Genomic DNA, 15,054 nt, shown 5'->3' with positions numbered 1-15,054 from the left:
GGGCGGGTCGCGGTGTCGGCAGGGCCGTGTGGTGAGCGGGCGGGTCGGGGTGTGGACGGGGGCCGTGTGGTGAGCGGGCGGGTCGGTGTGTGGGCGGGCCGTGCGCAGGTCGTGGTGTGGGCGGGGGCCGTGTGGTGAGTAGGCGGGTCGCGGTATGGGTGGAGGCCGTGTGGTGAGCGTGCGGGTGGTGCTGGCCGATGATCAGGAGTTGGTGCGGGCCGGACTGCGGGCGCTGATCGAGCGGGATTCCGAGCTGGCCGTGGTGGGCGAGGCCGCCGACGGCGATGAGGCGTACGCGATCGTGGTTGAGACACGGCCGGACGTCGTGCTCATGGACCTGCGCATGCCGGGGCGCGACGGCATCGAGGCGACCCGGCGCATCGTGGCCGATCCGACGCTGGCGGCCGTCCGCGTGGTTGCGCTGACCACGTATGGCACCGACGAGCACGTGTTCGCGGCGATCCGGGCCGGCGCGGCCGGCTTCCTGCTCAAGGACTGCGGCCCCGATGAGCTGCGCCGCGCCGTCCGGCTGGTCGCGAACGGCGAGGCGTTGCTGTCCCCGGCGGTGACGCGACGAGTCATGGACGCCGCCGTCGGCACCGGGCCACCCGCGGCCGACGGCACGGCGCTGGCCGCCCTCACCGACCGCGAACGAGACGTGCTGACCGAGGTCGCGCGCGGCCGGGCCAACGACGAGATCGCCGTCGTGCTGCACCTGAGCCCCGCGACCGTCCGCACGTATGTCAGCCGCCTGCTGACCAAGCTGAACGCGCGCGACCGCGCCCAGCTAGTTGTCGTCGCCTACCGCACGGGGTTGGTCAGGCCATAGCCGACGCCGAGCCGAAGGCGCACGGCCGCTTCTGCTCGTTGTTGTCGCTTAGCGCACGGAATTGACCCGGCCGTATGCGGTGCCGAGCCGGATCTGCACGACCGTTTCTGCTCGTTGTTGTCGCTTGTTGCACGAGTTGACGGGCCGTTGGCGATGACGAGCCGAGCGCGTGTGGTCGCGCTCGGCTCGTCGGCTCATCGGGTGGCATGGGTAGGACGCGCCGTTTGGTGCTGTCAGCTGGTCGAGCGGGTGGCGGTCGACCCGTCAGGCTGCGGGGCAGGTGGCGCCGCGTGGGGGGATGGTCAGGTCGATCAGGTAGCGGTCGACCATCGCGGTGGTGCAGGGGGTGTTGCCGTAGGCGCCGTGGCCTGAGCCCTCGTAGGTGACCAGGCGGCCGTGGCGGCCCAGCTGGTGGGCCACGTTCGTCGCCCACGCGTAGCCGGTGCGGACGTCGTGGCGGGAGTTGAGCAGCAGCAACGGTCGGACGGTGTCCACGTGCAGGCGGGCCGGTGGGTTGGCCACGGGAGAAGGCCAGCCCAGGCAGGCCCGTACGGCCAGCAGGCCGCCGCCGTAGCGGACGTCCGGTGCCACCGACCGGGCGGTGCGCACCAGATCCTCGTACGCGCGGAAGTTGCGCACATCGGCCGGCCAGTCGGCACAGAACACGGACGAAACCAGGGGTGGAAGTTTGCCCGCCGGGGCTTGGCCGTCGCGCAGGGCGGCGATGTCGCGGGACAGGGCCGCGCGGTCGGGGGCGGCGAGGCGGGCGATGGGCAACAGGGAGATGGCGAAGGCTGTAGCCGGGTCGGCCCGGTCGAGGATGTCGCGCCAGACCGCCCGTACGTCGGAACCACTCAGGGCGCACTCGGTGCGCGTGGGGGAGCACCACGCGACGAACTCGTCGAACGCGTCCTGCAGGGCGATCGCTTGCGTACGGACGAAATCGCGCACGTTCAGGCTGTGGTCGAAGACGCTTTCGAGCACAATCGCGCGCACTCGATGGGGGTAGCGCGCGGCGTACTGCTGGCCGAGCAACGTGCCGTACGAGCTGCCGTGGAAAGTGAGTTGCCGTTCGCCGAGCGCGGCTCGTAGCGCGTCGAGGTCGCGGACGGCGCTCAGCGTGTCGGCGTGGTCCCACACCGGGCTGGTCGGTCGGCAGGCGGCCCACGCGGCACGGTTGGCGGCGATCGTGCGGTCGAACTCGGCCTGGCTGGTCAGCAGGCCCGGCGCGGGCAGATCCAGGGAGCAGGACGGTCCGCCGCTGCGGGCGACGCCGCGCGGGTCGAAGCTGACCGTGTCGAACTTGTCGAGGATCTCGCGGCTGAACCGGTCGCCGCGGCGGATCCGCTCGACGCCGGAATCGCCTGGCCCGCCCGGGCCGAACACCAGCGTCCCCACCCGCTGCTCCTGCTTGGCGGCGGGCCGTCTGGCTATCGCGAGCTCGAAGGTGGCGCCGTGCGGGCGCGCCCAGTCGACCGGTAAGCGCAGCTTGCCGCACTCCACGGCCGGGTCGATCGGCAGTTTCGGTATGTCGTCGTCGCACTGTGTCCAGACGATCCGGGGCTGCGGCCGGTCGGCGCCCGCCGCGGGCGGAGTGGCCGCCAGGGCCAGCCCGGTCACGATGGCGGTCACGGACGCGACGATGCTGCGGCGGCGAATCATGCCGTCCATCGTCGACAGTGCGTACGCCGAGAAGACATCAGGTGATGCCCTGAGCCCACCCTGGTCTTGCCGCGCTCAGCGGCGATGCACCACGGCCAGGCCGCCCTTGGCAGGGGCGACCGCTATGCCGCGGCTGTGGGGGCGTTCGGCCGGCTCGGTGGTGGGGGACAGGGCGAAGTCGTTCAGGATTGTTCGTAGCACGACGTTCATCTCCAGGGTGGCGAAGGCTGCTCCTATGCAACGGCGGATGCCGCCGCCGAAAGGGATCCACGCGGCCGTGTCGGCGCGGGTGCCTACGAAGCGGGTGGGGTCGAAGACGTCCGGGTTCTCGAAGAGCTTGGGGTCTTCGTGCAGCAGGGCAATGCAGGCCGTGACCACTGTGCCCCTCGGCAACGTCCAGCGGCCCAGGGTCAGCTCGTCGCTGCGCACCTGCCGGGAGGTGATCTCGACGACCGGGCGCACGCGCTGCACCTCGATGACTGTCGCCTCGCGGAAGGCGTCGTCATCCATCTTGTCCAATGCTGCCGGATGCCGGCGCAGGCGTTCGACGGCCCAGGCCAGGGTCGTCGCCGTGGTCTCGTGGCCGGCCGCGAGCAGAGTCAGCAGCTGGTCGGCCATCTCGCTGCGGCTCATGGGGGAGCCGTCGTCGTAGCGGGACTGCACCAGCATGGCCAGAACGTCTTCGCGCTCTTCCAGCGCCGGGTCGGCCTGCGCACGGTCGATCAGGCGGTGCACGATGGCGTCGTATTGTGCGCGGTAACGAGCGTAACGGGCGCCCGGCCCATACCCGCGCAGATCACGGCGTACGACGGGAAGCACCGCAAGAATCGAACCCAGCTTGACCATCGGCGGCAGCAGCGCGCGCAACTCATCGAGCTCGGCCCCCTCGGCGCCGAAAACGGCTCCCAAGATCACGTTCAGCGTGATGCGCATCGTCGACGGCATGACGGGGAACGGCGTCCCCTGCGGCCAGGTGGCTGTCTCGCGCCGCGTCTCGCGTTCGATCAATTGCTCGTACGCGCGGAGCCGGCGTCCGTGGAAGGGCGGGGTCAGCAGCTTGCGTTGGCGCCGGTGCACTTCCCCCTTGATCGCGAAGAACGAGCCCGGCCCGAGCACCGAGCCCAGGTTCGCGTCGGGAGTGTCCGCCTCCTCCGGGCTCGCCTGGAACATCTCGCGCACCTCGCCCGGGTCGGCCAGCATCACCATCCGGCCCAGGTTGAGCGACTGCATGGTGAACGCGGATCCGTAGCGGTCGCGCATCCGTTCCATCGTTCGCCGCCGGGACAAGGCGAAGCCGAGCGCCTGCACGACGCGCGGGCTGGTAGGACCGTCGGGCAGATGCACTGTCATCGGAACCCCCTGGTACGTCGGCGTACCAGCTGACGGTACGTCGGCGTACCACGGCCGGGCAAGGCGTACCGTGTGCCAGATGACAACCCTCGACGCGCCCGCCGACGCCGCTACCGGGCACCGGCGCCGCCTGCTGGAAGGGCTGGCCGTCTGCATCCGCGAGCGCGGCTACCCGGAGACGACGGTGGCCGACATCGTGCGGGCCGCGCGCACGTCGAGGCGCACGTTCTACGCCCAGTTCACCGACCGCCAGGAGTGCCTGGTCGCCCTGCTGCACGAGACCAACCAGCGCACGATCGCGCGCATCTCGGCCGCGGTCGACCCGGCGGCGCCGTGGGAGGGGCAGGTCCGGCAGGCCATCGAGGGCTGGATCGCCGCCGTGCAGGCCGACCCGCCGATCACGCTGAGCTGGATCCGCGACGTGCCCGCCCTCGGTCAGGGCCGGGCCCGCCAGTTCCAGCGCGAGACGATGAGCGGCTTCGTGGGCCTGATCCGGCGGCTCACCGACACGCCCCGGCTCGCGGCCGAAGGCGTACGCCCGGCCTCCGACCAGACCGCGACCATCCTGCTCGGCGGCCTGCGGGAGCTGATCGCCGTCACGGTCGAGGACGGCGGCGACGTCGCCACGATCACCGACGCCGCCGTCGAGGCCACGGCCCGCCTACTCGGCCCGCGCTGACGACTCCCGGCGGCGAAGGCTCCCGGCGGCGAAGGCTCCCGGCGGCGAAGGCTCCCGGCGGCGAAGGCTCCCGGCGGCGAAGGGGTCGGCGTCGAAGACTCTGGCTAGGCGCGGGCGGCGAGGCGATGGGCCTGCCCGGCGTGCATGTCGCTGACCCACTCCCAGCCGGCCGGGGCCGAGGGGCCGATCCGTGGGTCGTCCGGCTCCTGGCCGTCGCGCAGGGCCAGCACGTACGCCCGATCCCGCGCGATCCGCGTGCGGAGCTCACCGGCATCGCCGACCGACCCGTGACCGGGCACGACGACGTGGGCCGGCACGCCCTCCAGCAGCTCCAGCGCGGCCAGGTAGTCCTCGATCGGGTCGGCGGCGTCCAGGTCGAGCATGGGAACCAGCACGTCGGACAGCATGTCGCCGGCGATCAGCACGCCCAGGTCCTCGACGAACAGCGCCGCGTGGCCCGGGGCGTGCGCCTGGTGCTCGATGATGCGTACGCGGGGGCCGTCCCACGGCACCTCGGTCGCCCCGGACGGCAGTGCGGCCAGAACGCCGTACAGGTCAAGCGGGACCTTACCGGCGATCTCCGTCTCCTCCAGGTGCTCGGCCACCCGGGCCTTCAGATCCGGATCGGACTGCTGCTCGTCGACGGCGGCTGCGCACCGGGCCGTCGCGTATCGCGGAGCCTCGCCGAACCGAGGGTGCCAGAGCAGGTGGTCCCAGTCCGGATGCGTCGAGAAGCCGGCCACGACCGGTCGATCCAGGTCGCCGGCCAGGCAGGTCATCTCGTCCTCGGTCAGCCCCGGGTCAATGAGCAGCCCTTGTACGAAGGTGGCGTTGCTCTGCAGGAACTCGCTCTGGTGGTACGACACACCGTCGGCGATCGGCGTCAGCATCAGCTCGCCTCTTTCGCGTCCTGGACGGCGTAGCGGTGCATGGTGACGCCGTTCGTGAACGACTTGTGCTCGAGCAGGTCGAGGTCGACCGGCATGTCGTAGTCGTCGAACAGCGGCCGCCCGAAGCCGAGGATCGACGGGTGCGTGAACAGCAGCAACTCGTCGAGCAGACGCGCCCGCAGCAGTTGCGTGGCCACCGTCGCGCCGCCCACGCCGAGGGTGCCGCCGGTCTCGGCGCGCAGGGCGGCCAGCTGCTCGATCGCGTCGTCGCCGCCGAAGATGCGGGTGTTGTGGCCGGCCTCGGTGCGGGTACGCGACACGAGCACCTTGGGCACGTCGGTCCAGATGTGGCCGTACTCCTGCATGAAGTCCGGCAGCGACGCGTCAGTGCGTGCCCGAGGCCAGTACTCCTCCATCGTCTCGTACATGACCCGGCCCTGGACCATCACGGCGAGCTCCCGCGCCCGAGCGTTGAACTCGCGGTGCAGCCCCTCGTCGATGCGCAGCCATTCGCCGGCCCCGTCGTCCCCGGGCACCTGCTCGATCCGCAGGTCGAGGGACACGTTCATCCAGTACGCGAAGCGGCCCATCAGCGCCTCTTCCCCTAGTGATTGCGATTTGCAACTACTATATTGGGGGCCGATCGCCTGTCAAGGAGGAGCTTTGGAGGGTCCGTTGACCGCCGCCGTCGAGGTGCTCGGCGACCGCTGGACGCTGCTCGTGCTGCGCGACGTCATCTTCGGCGACCGGCGTTACTTCCGTGCACTGCTGACCGGCTCGGCCGAGGGCATCGCCTCCAACATCCTGGCCGACCGGCTCAAACGGCTGATCGACGCCGGGATCCTGACTCGCGGCACCGCGGCCAGAGGCCAGCGCGCGCGCTTCAGCCTGACCGAGGCGGGCATCCGGACGGTTCCGATCATTTTCGCGTACGGGGAATGGGGCCTCGATTGGCGGCCGGGCGGCGACGAGAGCCGGCAGCAGTTCCTGCGCGCCGCCGGCCCCCAGTTCCTGGACGAGCTCATGGATGAGCTCCGGGTGCACCACCTGGGCGCCGAGGCGAAGCCCTACGACGGCCCGAGCCCGTTCGAACGCCTGAACGCGGCGCTCACGCCATGACCCAGACCGCGGTGTCACCCGGCAGGGTGAGCCGGCCGGCCACGGGGCCCGGCGTGTCCGGCATGGACGCCAGCAGGACGCGGTCGGCCGGGATCGTGACCGGCTCCGAGCCCATGTTGATCCAGCAGGTGACCGCGTCGGAGCGGCCTTCCAGGTCGACGCGGATCACGTCGCCGTCGCGGGTCACCGAGGCTCGGCCGGAGCCGAGCGCCGTGTAGAGCTGGCGCAGCATGAGCGCCTGGCGGTAGAGGGTGAAGGTCGAGTCTGGGTCGGATTCCTGCTGGTCGACGGCGTAGCCCGGCCAGTCGGCGGGCTGCGGCAGCCACGGGGTGCCGGTGCTGAAGCCCGCATTCGGGTCGCTCGCCTCCCACGGCATGGGGATGCGGCAACCGTCCCGGCCGGCGCGCTTGCCGTTCGAGCGGAAGAAGATGGGGTCGCGGCGGGCCGCGTCCGGGACGTGCGCCTCGGGCAGGCCTAGCTCCTCACCCGCGTACAGGTAAGCCGAACCAGGCAGCGACAGCGTGAGCAGGGCGGCGGCCCGGGCGCGGCGCAGGCTGCCGTAGCGGGTGACCTGGCGGGCCTTGTCGTGGTTGCCGAGCACCCACGGGGCGGGCGCGCCGACCTGGTCGAAAGCGGTCAGCGCCTCGGCGATGGTGCCGGCGAACGACTCGGCGTCCCAGTCGCTCTTGAGCAGCCGGAACTGGAAGGCGTGGTGCAGCTCGTCGGGGCGCGCGTACAGGCCCACCTCGTCCAGATCGGCCAGCGACACCTCGCCGACCAGCATCTTCGGCTCGGCGTAGGAGTCGCACAGCGCCCGCCAGCGGCGCCAGATCTGGTGCACGCGGGGCTGGTTGGTGGTCATGGCCTGCTCGGGGCCGTGCCCGAACAAGGTCGGCGAGTAGATGCCGGCGTTGTCGCGGTAGGCCGGGTCCTTGAACAGGCCGTAGGCGACGTCCACCCGGAAGCCGTCGACACCCAGGTCGAACCAGAATTTCAGCGTACGGTCGAAGTCCTCCGCCACCTGCGGGTTGTCCCAGTTCAGGTCGGGCTGCTGCGGGGTGAACAGGTGCAGGTACCAGCGTCCGTCCGGCGTACGGGACCAGGCCGGGCCGCCGAACATGCTCTGCCAGTTGTTCGGGGGCTCCTCCGAAGCCGGCAGGAAGTGGTAGCGGGCCGCCTCCGGGCTGTCCGGGTCGTTCAGCGCCGTCTGGAACCACTGGTGCTGGTCGCTGGTGTGGTTGGGGACGATGTCGAGCAGCACCCGCAGGCCGAGCGCGTGCGCGTCCTCGACCAGCCCGCGCACGTCCTCGACCGTGCCGTAATCCGGGTCGACCGCCGTGAAGTCGACGACGTCGTAGCCGCCGTCGGCCCCGCCCGACACGTAGTGCGGGGTCACCCAGACCGCGTCCACGCCCAGCTCGGCCAGGTAGGGCAGCCGCGCGCGCAGCCCGGCGAAGTCGCCCACGCCGTCGCCGTTGCCGTCCGCGAACGAGCGCAGATACACCTGGTAGACGACGGCGTCGCGCCACCACGGGTCGCGGGCGACGTACTCGACGGGGCGCGTGTCCTGCATCGGTTCGGCTGACATGCCAGACCCGATCGGCCGTTCGAACAGCCGCCCGCGGGGTCGCAACAAACGGCAACCCGTGTGCGCCCGTGTCACTCTTGGTAGGTCGACACCGCTGGGAGGAACAAATGTCCGAAACGCGGCCACGAGGTGAGACCTTCGAATACGCCGGGGCGACAGTCGAGCTGGTCGACGCGCCGACCGTGCTCGCCGCGGCCCGGGTCAACCCGGTTGAACTGCTCCGCCGGGCCGAATGGCCGTCACCGGTCCAGCGCGTCGACCTGACCGTCTCGAGCGCCGACCGCCCGGGCGGTCCGGTGCACACGTTCGCCGCGGCGATCAGCACCGCCGAGGAGCCGCTGTCCAAGGAGCGGATCCGCAAGCTGGTGCTGGGCAACGACCCGGTCGGGCTGCTGCTGGCCAAGCGGATCGAGGCCGGCGACCCGATCGCCACCCGGATCGTGGACAACATCGGGGCTGCCGCGGCCGCCGCGTACAAGAAATTGGGTCTTGACCGTCAGACCCCGCCGGCGACCAACCGCGAACCGGGCACGCTGGCCGACGCCGTGGTCGGGTTGCAGGCCGAGATGACCTATGACGAGACCGGTACGGTGGTCCGCCTGCACGCCGAGGTCGGACGCGACGACGTGACGCCCGCCCACCTGCAGGCCTTCGTCGGGCTCACCCTGCAGGCGGTGATCGAACTGGCCGGGCCTGAGTCGCTGGCCGGCAAGCGGTACGTGGTGAGCCGTGAGGCGGTGGCGCCGAAGGTGCCCGCCACGACCCAGACGGTCACGCTCGACATGGTGGGCGGCCTGGCCGACGTGGTCTCCGAGCTGCGCCAGATCGCCGTGTCGTTCCGCCACCCCGAGGCCATGGCCCGCTGGGGCGCCCGCCGTCCCCAGGGCCTTCTGATGTACGGGCCGCCCGGCACCGGCAAGACCATGCTGTCACGGGCGCTGGCCAACGAGATCGGCGCCGACTTCCGCGAGATCCGTACGCCGGAAATCCTCGACAAGTGGCTCGGCGGCTCGGAACGCAACATCAAGCAGATCTTCCGCGACGCCCGCCGCTACCGGGTGCCCACGCTCATGCTGTTCGACGAGTTCGACTCGATCATCAGCTACGCCGGCTCCGGCGGCGACGCGGCCAGCCAGGCCATCAACGCCGTGGCCGGCATCTTCAAGCAGGAGATGAACGACCTGATCGAGGCCAACCCCAACGTCATCGTGGTGGCCACGACCAACTTCCCGCACCGCGTCGACGACTCGCTGATCCGCTCCGGCCGCTTCGACGTCAAGATCAGCGTCCCCAAGCCCGACGAGGCGTCGAGGGCCGAGATCTTCCGCAAGATGATCCACGGCCTGATCGCGGCCCACGAGGCCCCCGGCTTCCAGATGTTCGCCGACGACCTCGACCTGGCCGCCCTGGCCACCGCCAGCCACGGCATGACCGGCGCCGACATCAAAGAGATCCTGCGCCGGGTCCAGCTCTCCAAGGCCATGCAGGACGCCCGCACCGGCGGCCGCGTCGACCCCATCACCACCGACGAACTGCTGGCCAGCGTCAGAGACCTGCTGGGGACGGCCGGCCCGCAGTAGCCCGATCCCGCAGCTCCTCCCGCTCGGCGTCGGGAATGCTCATGGCCTCGGCGAGCAGCGCGGCCAGCCCGTCGATCTGGGCCGGGTCGATTTCGGCGGGAAAGAGCCACTGCAGGTTCTCGTCGCGGGTGATGACGTCGACCACTCGGCGGTCGCCCTTGCCGTCCGCTGCCTTGGAGCGGACGTACCGCACCTGGTCGAGCGGGATGTCCTGGCGGATCTCGCCCTGCTCGAGGAACGAGTTGGTCCGGGCCGTCAGGATGCGCCGGTCGGTGACGGCCACGAGCGTCTTGACTGCGCCGGTGAGCTTTTCCTTCGCCCCGGTGAACAGCGAGGACACGGCGTTGGAGTCGCCCTGGTCGGAGAGGGCGAGGACGGACAGCGTCTCGTCGTCCCGCAGGTGCCACTGCAGAATACGCAAGGTGGGCTCGGGCTTGAAAGTGGCGGGCGCGCAGACGACGGCCGGGGCCTCGAGCGGCGGGGCGGCCGGGTGCAGGGCGTCGGCCAGCGGTTCGAGCGCTTCCAGCAGGGCGGCGGCGGTCTGTCGTACGGCGTTGGAGTCCTTGCGTTTGCCGGGCAGCGGCACGGTGGCGCGCCCGGGCAGCTCGGCGATGATCCGCAGCTCACGCCGCAGCGAGTCGACCAGGCTCGTCGTCTCGGCCAGGGCCGACTTGAGCGCCTGCCCGGTGCGGCGCGCGATGTCCTCGACGAGCCGGCCCTCCGCGGGGTCGTCGGAGGCGGCGCTTCTGGCCCGGACGGCGTGCAGCGACTGATATGCGGTCCAGGCCTTCACCGACGACAGCAGGGCGAAGGCGTCGAAGAGGACGGCCTCGGCGTTGATCTCGAGATATTCACGACGGCCGCGCAGGCCCAGCCGCTGGATCTGCCTGACGTGGGCGCCGACGTTGAGCCGGTACAGCTCGAGCTGTTTCTGCAGGTCCGCCTTCTTGCCCGCGACTGTCTCCCACAATGTGGACGGCACCGACTCGATCGCCCGCGCCTGATCGACGACATCGTCGACGGTGGTGACGAGGGCGGTCAATTCGGCCCACTGCTCGTGCCGCACGGCGGCCAGAACTTGGCTGGTCAGCGCGATATTGGTGCGGACGAGTGCCGTGACCTCCTCCAGCATCATCTGCAGGGCGAGCATGGACAGTGCCGGCCCGATCGACGCCCCGCCTTGGGCCGCCTTCATCCCTTGCACAGGGATGAAGCGAGCCTGCGCGATGAAACGGCCCTGAGCGATCACCGTTCCCAGGTTTGCTCCGTCTTTGACGGCGAGCGCCGCGCCGCTCATCAGCAGCGCGCGGGTCGCGTCGCTGATCCGGTAGAGCCCCTGCATGCCGGCGAATGCAGTCCCCACCGTCCCGGCCAGGTGCGCCGTGTTGCCGATGGAAGCGAGCAAGGTGGAGATCCGCGTGCGGTCGGCGACCGGAACGAGCCCGAAGTCGATCAGATCGTGCTTCAGGTCGGCCGGGACGTCGCCGAAGACGACGGCGATTCCGGGAAGCACCTCGGCCAGCACCGTCGACTCGCCGGTATCGATCAGGTCGTCGTCCTGCGACTCGGCGATTTCCGTTGAGCCCGACGGGTCCTGCATGGGTGGTTCCTCCTCGTGGTGCGGATGCGACCGCAAGTCGATCACGAGGAGGGTGAGGCATGCCGTCGGCCGACTCGGCCGTTTGGGGCGGCCGGTCGGCCGGGCGGGATCAGACGTGTTGCGGGGTTCGGTTGCGTACCTGGTAGGTGACGGTTCCGGTGCCGGCTACGGCCACTATGAAGGCCAGGGCCGCCGTCACCCACTGGCCGTCGGTGATGGTGGCGAAGCCGGTGTTCTCGCCCTGCAGGGCGGTCAGCAACGATGACAGGAAAGCGATCAGTCCGCTGGTCGCGGCCGAGAAGACCGCCTTGAGCACAGTGTTCATGTGCCACCTCCTCACCTGGAGGAGGCGGGGACCGGCGTGCTGGATACATGGGACTTGCGCCAGGGGAGCAGGGCCGAGCTGGCCAGGACGCCGAGGCCGCAGATGAGCAGGGCCGTGCGCAGGCTGGTGAGCGCGGCCAGCAGGCCGCCCACCGCGATGAAGGCGGGCTGCACCGCTCGCGACGTGATGGACCAGCAGGCGATCACCCGGGACAGGTAGCCGTCCTCGGTCTCGGTCATGCGGTAGGTGGCGAAGGCGGGATTGAAGACGCCGGAGCCGAAGATGGCCACGAACTCGACCACCATGGTCAGGAGCATGCCGGCCACCCCGGCCGGCAGGAACGCCAGCACCCAGAGCCACATGGCGCGGCTCACGCCCGACACCAGCAGCACTCGGCGGCGGCCGAAGCGGGTGGTGAGCCGGCCGACGGTGAGCGCGCCGGCCACGCCGCCCAGGCAGGCGACGCCCCAGGCCAGGCCGTACTGCCAGGGGGCAAGGCCCAGGTCGCGCAGCATCAGCACGTTCAGCAGGGGGGTGGCGGCCATCATGGCCCCGCCGAACAGCTGGGCGTTGAGGAACAGGGCCCGCAATCCACGGTGGCCGGCGATGTAGCGCCAACCGGCGGTGATGTCGCTCCAACGGGACGTGGTGGGATGCCGGGCGGGTGGGGGCGGTTCGGGCGTACGCAGGGAACGCACGGCCACGGCGGAGAGCATGAAGCTGACCGCGTCAACCGTGATCGTCCAGGCCACGCCGAGGGCGGAGGTCAGGGCGCCGCCGATTGCCGGGCCCGAGCTGTACGCCGTCCAGAAGGTCGCCTCGAAGCGGCCGTTGGCGGCGTCGCGATCCTCCCGGCCGACCAGGGCCTTGAGGTGGACGCCGCTGGCCGCCGCGAACAGGATCGTGCCGATGGCCTGCACGACCGCGACCAGGCAGAGCTGGGCGTACGTCAGCACGCCGGCCAGCATCGCGACCGGGATGCTGATGATCGCCGCGAAGCGGATCAGGTCGGCCCCGATCATCACCGGGCGTTTGCGGCGGAACTCGATCCACGGGCCGGCCGGCAACGCGAGCGCGGCCGCGGCCAGCCCGCCCAACGCGGCCAGCAGCGACACCTGGAACTCGGGCACGTCGAGCACGAGCACCGCGACCAGGGGCAACGCGCCGAACCCGACGCCCGTGCCGAACTCACTGATCGCGTAGGCCGACCACAGCCGGCGGAAGTCGGAGCCGAGCGCCACCCGGGCACCCTACCGGGCGGCGGCCCCGATCCCGCGGAACGCGGGCTCCGGCACGGGACGGCCGAAGTGGTAGCCCTGGGCGAGGCGGTAGCCCAACTCGTACAGGGAAAGGGCTTGTTCTGCCGTTTCGACGCCCTCGGCCACGGCGGTGAGGCCGAGGCCGTCAGCCACCTGAATCAGCGCGGTGGCGATGACGGCGTGTCGCCCGGCCAGGGCCAGGTTGTCGACGAACGACTTGTCGACCTTGAGCACGTCCACCGGCACGGTCTGCAGGAGGCCGAGCGACGAGTGCCCGGTGCCGAAGTCGTCCAGCGCGATCTTGACGCCCAGCTCGTGCAGCTCCTTGACGGCCCGCACGGCGACCCCGCCACCGAACACAGCGGTCTCGGTCACCTCCACGATCAGGTGGCCGGGGGCCATCCCGTTGGCGGCCAGGGCGTCCGCCACGACCCAGGCGAAACCGGGCTCGGCGAGCTGCCGGGCCGACACGTTGACGCTGATCCGCTCGGGTGCGTCCTCGCCGTACGCCGCCTGCCAGGCCACGAACTGGGCGCACGCCGTCCGCAGGATCCACTCGCCGAGCTCGACGATCAGCCCGTTGCGCTCGGCGACCGGGATGAACTCGGCCGGGCTGCGCTTGTCCCAGCGGATCAGCGATTCGACGTAGCGGATCTCGCCGTCCGGCAGCGAGACGATCGGCTGGTAGACGAGGGTGAACCGGCCGGCGTCGAGCGCGGCCCGCATCTCGGCGCCCAGCCGGGCCTCCTCATCGGCCCGATCGTCGAGCTCCACGGCGTACCGGCGGAATCGGGCCTTGGTGGTCTTGGCGGCGTACATCGCGACGTCGGCCCGGCGCAGCACCTCGACCGGGTCGGCGCCGTCGGCGATGCCGATCGCGGCCCCCACCAGCAGCTCGTGGCCGTCCACGGCGAACGGCTCGCGCAGCACCCGGGCCAGCCGGTCGACGACCGCGTCGCCCTCGGCCGCGGTCGCGTCCGTCAGGAGCAGGGCGAACTCGTCGCCGCCCATCCGGGCCAGCAGCCCCTCGCCGTCCAGTTCCGCGTCCAGCCGGGCGGCGACCGCGATCAGCAGGTGGTCGCCCACGGCGTGCCCGTGCCGGTCGTTCACTTGCTTGAACCCGTTCAGGTCGAGCAGGCAGACCTGGGACGAGGAGGCGGCCCGCAGGCGCAGCTCGAAGCGGCGGCGGTTGGCCAGCCCGGTGAGGTCGTCGCGCATGGCCAGGGTCTCGAGCTCGGCCGCCTGCCGCTGGGTCTGACCGACGAACCCGCCGAGCCTCGTCAGCACGAGCAGGAACAGCACGACCGCGCCGACGCCGATGGCCGGCCAGTTGACGTGCTGGCCGAGGGCGCCCTGCAGGAACAGGACTGCGGGCACCGTCATGGTCACACCGCCCAGCAGCAGCAGGCGGCCACGCCCGAAACGGGGACGGTCGCCGGCCCCCTGCCCGATGCTTCCCATGGACGGGTGCAGGGCGGCGGCCGCCCACAGCACGTAGGCGAGCATGTAGCCCGCGTTGATGGGCCCACCGTCGTACGCCTCGGTCAGGCTCCACACCACGTCGGTGCCGAAGTTGACGACGCAGCCCGCGGTCAGCAGCCACAGGCTGGCCACGCGCGCCCCCGGCCGCCCGATCAGCCGGACCACCACCGCGCACATCACCACGTCGTACGTGGGATAGCCGACATTGACCAGGCGCGCGAACAGGGGACTGCCGGTGTCGCCGAGGGTGGGCTGGATGACGAACACCCAGTAGACCAGACCCACCCCGGCCGCGATGATCGCGGCGTCGACGAGTCCGGCGCGCTCCCGCCGCCCCCGGCCGCGCGCGATCATGACCAGACCGGCGACCAGCAGCGGGTAGGCCAGGAAGTACAGGAGGTCGTCCCAGAACGGGAACGGGCGGTCGTGGAGCACGATCCCGGTCATCTCCGACACGGTGTCGGCGATGACGAAGCTGAGGACACCGGTCGTGAAGATCCACCAGGCCCGGGCGGCGCCCGGGCGGTGGCGGCGGACGCCGGCGACGATCATCACGAACGAGGCGAGGCCGAGGCCGTTGTAGGCCAGGCTGGTGCTGAGGTGGCCGTTGGGCAGAAACGGGTACGCGACGCAGACCAGGGTCCCCGTCACCATCCAGCTCCACCACGCACGCATCATCTGCCGGATCGGC

The 15,054-nt window shown here is 71.0% G+C and carries 13 protein-coding genes; 4 read left to right on the top strand and 9 right to left on the bottom strand.

Features of this window, described 5'->3' with window-relative positions; translation table 11 throughout:
* The first annotated feature begins 154 nt into the window (after positions 1 to 154).
* A complete protein-coding gene (locus tag OWR29_RS36625; protein ID WP_267568074.1) occupies positions 155 to 829 on the top strand; it encodes a response regulator transcription factor in 675 nt (224 codons plus the stop codon).
* 264 nt (positions 830 to 1,093) lie between these two features.
* Here the strand turns inward: OWR29_RS36625 and OWR29_RS36620 are convergent, their stop codons facing one another.
* Together OWR29_RS36620 and OWR29_RS36615 are read right to left on the bottom strand one after the other, a co-directional pair.
* Positions 1,094 to 2,491, bottom strand: coding sequence for an alpha/beta hydrolase (locus OWR29_RS36620; RefSeq protein ID WP_267568073.1), 1,398 nt, complete (start codon positions 2,489 to 2,491; stop codon positions 1,094 to 1,096).
* A 75-nt stretch (positions 2,492 to 2,566) separates the two neighbouring features.
* Complete coding sequence (locus OWR29_RS36615; protein ID WP_267568072.1) at positions 2,567 to 3,841, bottom strand: cytochrome P450; 1,275 nt, start codon at positions 3,839 to 3,841, stop codon at positions 2,567 to 2,569.
* A 79-nt stretch (positions 3,842 to 3,920) separates the two neighbouring features.
* Between OWR29_RS36615 and OWR29_RS36610 the strand changes: the two genes are divergently transcribed.
* Positions 3,921 to 4,520, top strand: coding sequence for a TetR/AcrR family transcriptional regulator (locus OWR29_RS36610; protein ID WP_267568071.1), 600 nt, complete (start codon positions 3,921 to 3,923; stop codon positions 4,518 to 4,520).
* A gap of 104 nt (positions 4,521 to 4,624) precedes the next feature.
* On the opposite strand, the gene OWR29_RS36605 is transcribed toward OWR29_RS36610, so the two are convergent.
* On the bottom strand, positions 4,625 to 5,410 hold the full coding sequence (locus tag OWR29_RS36605) for an MBL fold metallo-hydrolase (RefSeq protein ID WP_267568070.1): 786 nt from the start codon (positions 5,408 to 5,410) through the stop codon (positions 4,625 to 4,627).
* Positions 5,410 to 6,000: a dihydrofolate reductase family protein gene (locus OWR29_RS36600; protein ID WP_267568069.1), complete on the bottom strand. Its 591-nt coding sequence runs from the start codon at positions 5,998 to 6,000 to the stop codon at positions 5,410 to 5,412. Before OWR29_RS36600 ends, OWR29_RS36605 begins: the two co-directional genes overlap by 1 nt.
* Positions 6,001 to 6,073: 73 nt before the next feature.
* Here OWR29_RS36600 and OWR29_RS36595 point away from each other — a divergent pair, with 73 nt between their 5' ends.
* A complete protein-coding gene (locus tag OWR29_RS36595) occupies positions 6,074 to 6,529 on the top strand; it encodes a winged helix-turn-helix transcriptional regulator (RefSeq protein WP_267568068.1) in 456 nt (151 codons plus the stop codon).
* Here the strand turns inward: OWR29_RS36595 and OWR29_RS36590 are convergent.
* Positions 6,519 to 8,117: a glycoside hydrolase family 13 protein gene (locus tag OWR29_RS36590; RefSeq protein WP_267568067.1), complete on the bottom strand. Its 1,599-nt coding sequence runs from the start codon at positions 8,115 to 8,117 to the stop codon at positions 6,519 to 6,521. The two genes, OWR29_RS36595 and OWR29_RS36590, sit on opposite strands and share 11 nt — an antisense overlap.
* 107 nt (positions 8,118 to 8,224) lie before the next feature.
* Between OWR29_RS36590 and OWR29_RS36585 the strand changes: the two genes are divergently transcribed.
* Positions 8,225 to 9,697, top strand: coding sequence for an ATP-binding protein (locus OWR29_RS36585; RefSeq protein WP_267568066.1), 1,473 nt, complete (start codon positions 8,225 to 8,227; stop codon positions 9,695 to 9,697).
* On the opposite strand, the gene OWR29_RS36580 is transcribed toward OWR29_RS36585, so the two are convergent.
* The 4 genes from OWR29_RS36580 to OWR29_RS36565 form a co-directional block, all read right to left on the bottom strand.
* Positions 9,663 to 11,297: a hypothetical protein gene (locus tag OWR29_RS36580; protein ID WP_267568065.1), complete on the bottom strand. Its 1,635-nt coding sequence runs from the start codon at positions 11,295 to 11,297 to the stop codon at positions 9,663 to 9,665. The two genes, OWR29_RS36585 and OWR29_RS36580, sit on opposite strands and share 35 nt — an antisense overlap.
* Before the next feature lie 109 nt (positions 11,298 to 11,406).
* Positions 11,407 to 11,622 carry a hypothetical protein gene (locus tag OWR29_RS36575; protein ID WP_267568064.1) on the bottom strand — a complete coding sequence of 72 codons (216 nt, stop codon included), beginning with the start codon at positions 11,620 to 11,622 and terminating at the stop codon, positions 11,407 to 11,409.
* An 11-nt stretch (positions 11,623 to 11,633) separates the two neighbouring features.
* The gene (locus OWR29_RS36570; protein WP_267568063.1) at positions 11,634 to 12,863 is read right to left on the bottom strand and encodes an MFS transporter; all 1,230 of its coding nucleotides are present in this window, start codon (positions 12,861 to 12,863) and stop codon (positions 11,634 to 11,636) included.
* Between the two features lie 9 nt (positions 12,864 to 12,872).
* Positions 12,873 to 15,017, bottom strand: coding sequence for a putative bifunctional diguanylate cyclase/phosphodiesterase (locus OWR29_RS36565; protein WP_267568062.1), 2,145 nt, complete (start codon positions 15,015 to 15,017; stop codon positions 12,873 to 12,875).
* Positions 15,018 to 15,054 lie beyond the last annotated feature (37 nt).

This window comes from Paractinoplanes pyxinae (assembly GCF_026626335.1).
GTDB classification, from domain to species: Bacteria; Actinomycetota; Actinomycetes; order Mycobacteriales; family Micromonosporaceae; genus Actinoplanes; species Actinoplanes pyxinae.
This window is presented reverse-complemented; position numbering and strand designations above follow the sequence as displayed.

Coding starts and splice junctions, on each gene's coding strand:
- OWR29_RS36620 (WP_267568073.1), bottom strand. CDS start 2,491: ATGATTCGCCGCCGCAGCATCGTCGCGTCCGTGACCGCCATCGTGACC.
- OWR29_RS36605 (WP_267568070.1), bottom strand. CDS start 5,410: ATGCTGACGCCGATCGCCGACGGTGTGTCGTACCACCAGAGCGAGTTC.
- OWR29_RS36585 (WP_267568066.1), top strand. CDS start 8,225: ATGTCCGAAACGCGGCCACGAGGTGAGACCTTCGAATACGCCGGGGCG.
- OWR29_RS36610 (WP_267568071.1), top strand. CDS start 3,921: ATGACAACCCTCGACGCGCCCGCCGACGCCGCTACCGGGCACCGGCGC.
- OWR29_RS36575 (WP_267568064.1), bottom strand. CDS start 11,622: ATGAACACTGTGCTCAAGGCGGTCTTCTCGGCCGCGACCAGCGGACTG.
- OWR29_RS36590 (WP_267568067.1), bottom strand. CDS start 8,117: ATGTCAGCCGAACCGATGCAGGACACGCGCCCCGTCGAGTACGTCGCC.
- OWR29_RS36565 (WP_267568062.1), bottom strand. CDS start 15,017: ATGGTGACGGGGACCCTGGTCTGCGTCGCGTACCCGTTTCTGCCCAAC.
- OWR29_RS36580 (WP_267568065.1), bottom strand. CDS start 11,297: ATGCAGGACCCGTCGGGCTCAACGGAAATCGCCGAGTCGCAGGACGAC.
- OWR29_RS36615 (WP_267568072.1), bottom strand. CDS start 3,841: ATGACAGTGCATCTGCCCGACGGTCCTACCAGCCCGCGCGTCGTGCAG.
- OWR29_RS36600 (WP_267568069.1), bottom strand. CDS start 6,000: ATGGGCCGCTTCGCGTACTGGATGAACGTGTCCCTCGACCTGCGGATC.
- OWR29_RS36625 (WP_267568074.1), top strand. CDS start 155: ATGGGTGGAGGCCGTGTGGTGAGCGTGCGGGTGGTGCTGGCCGATGAT.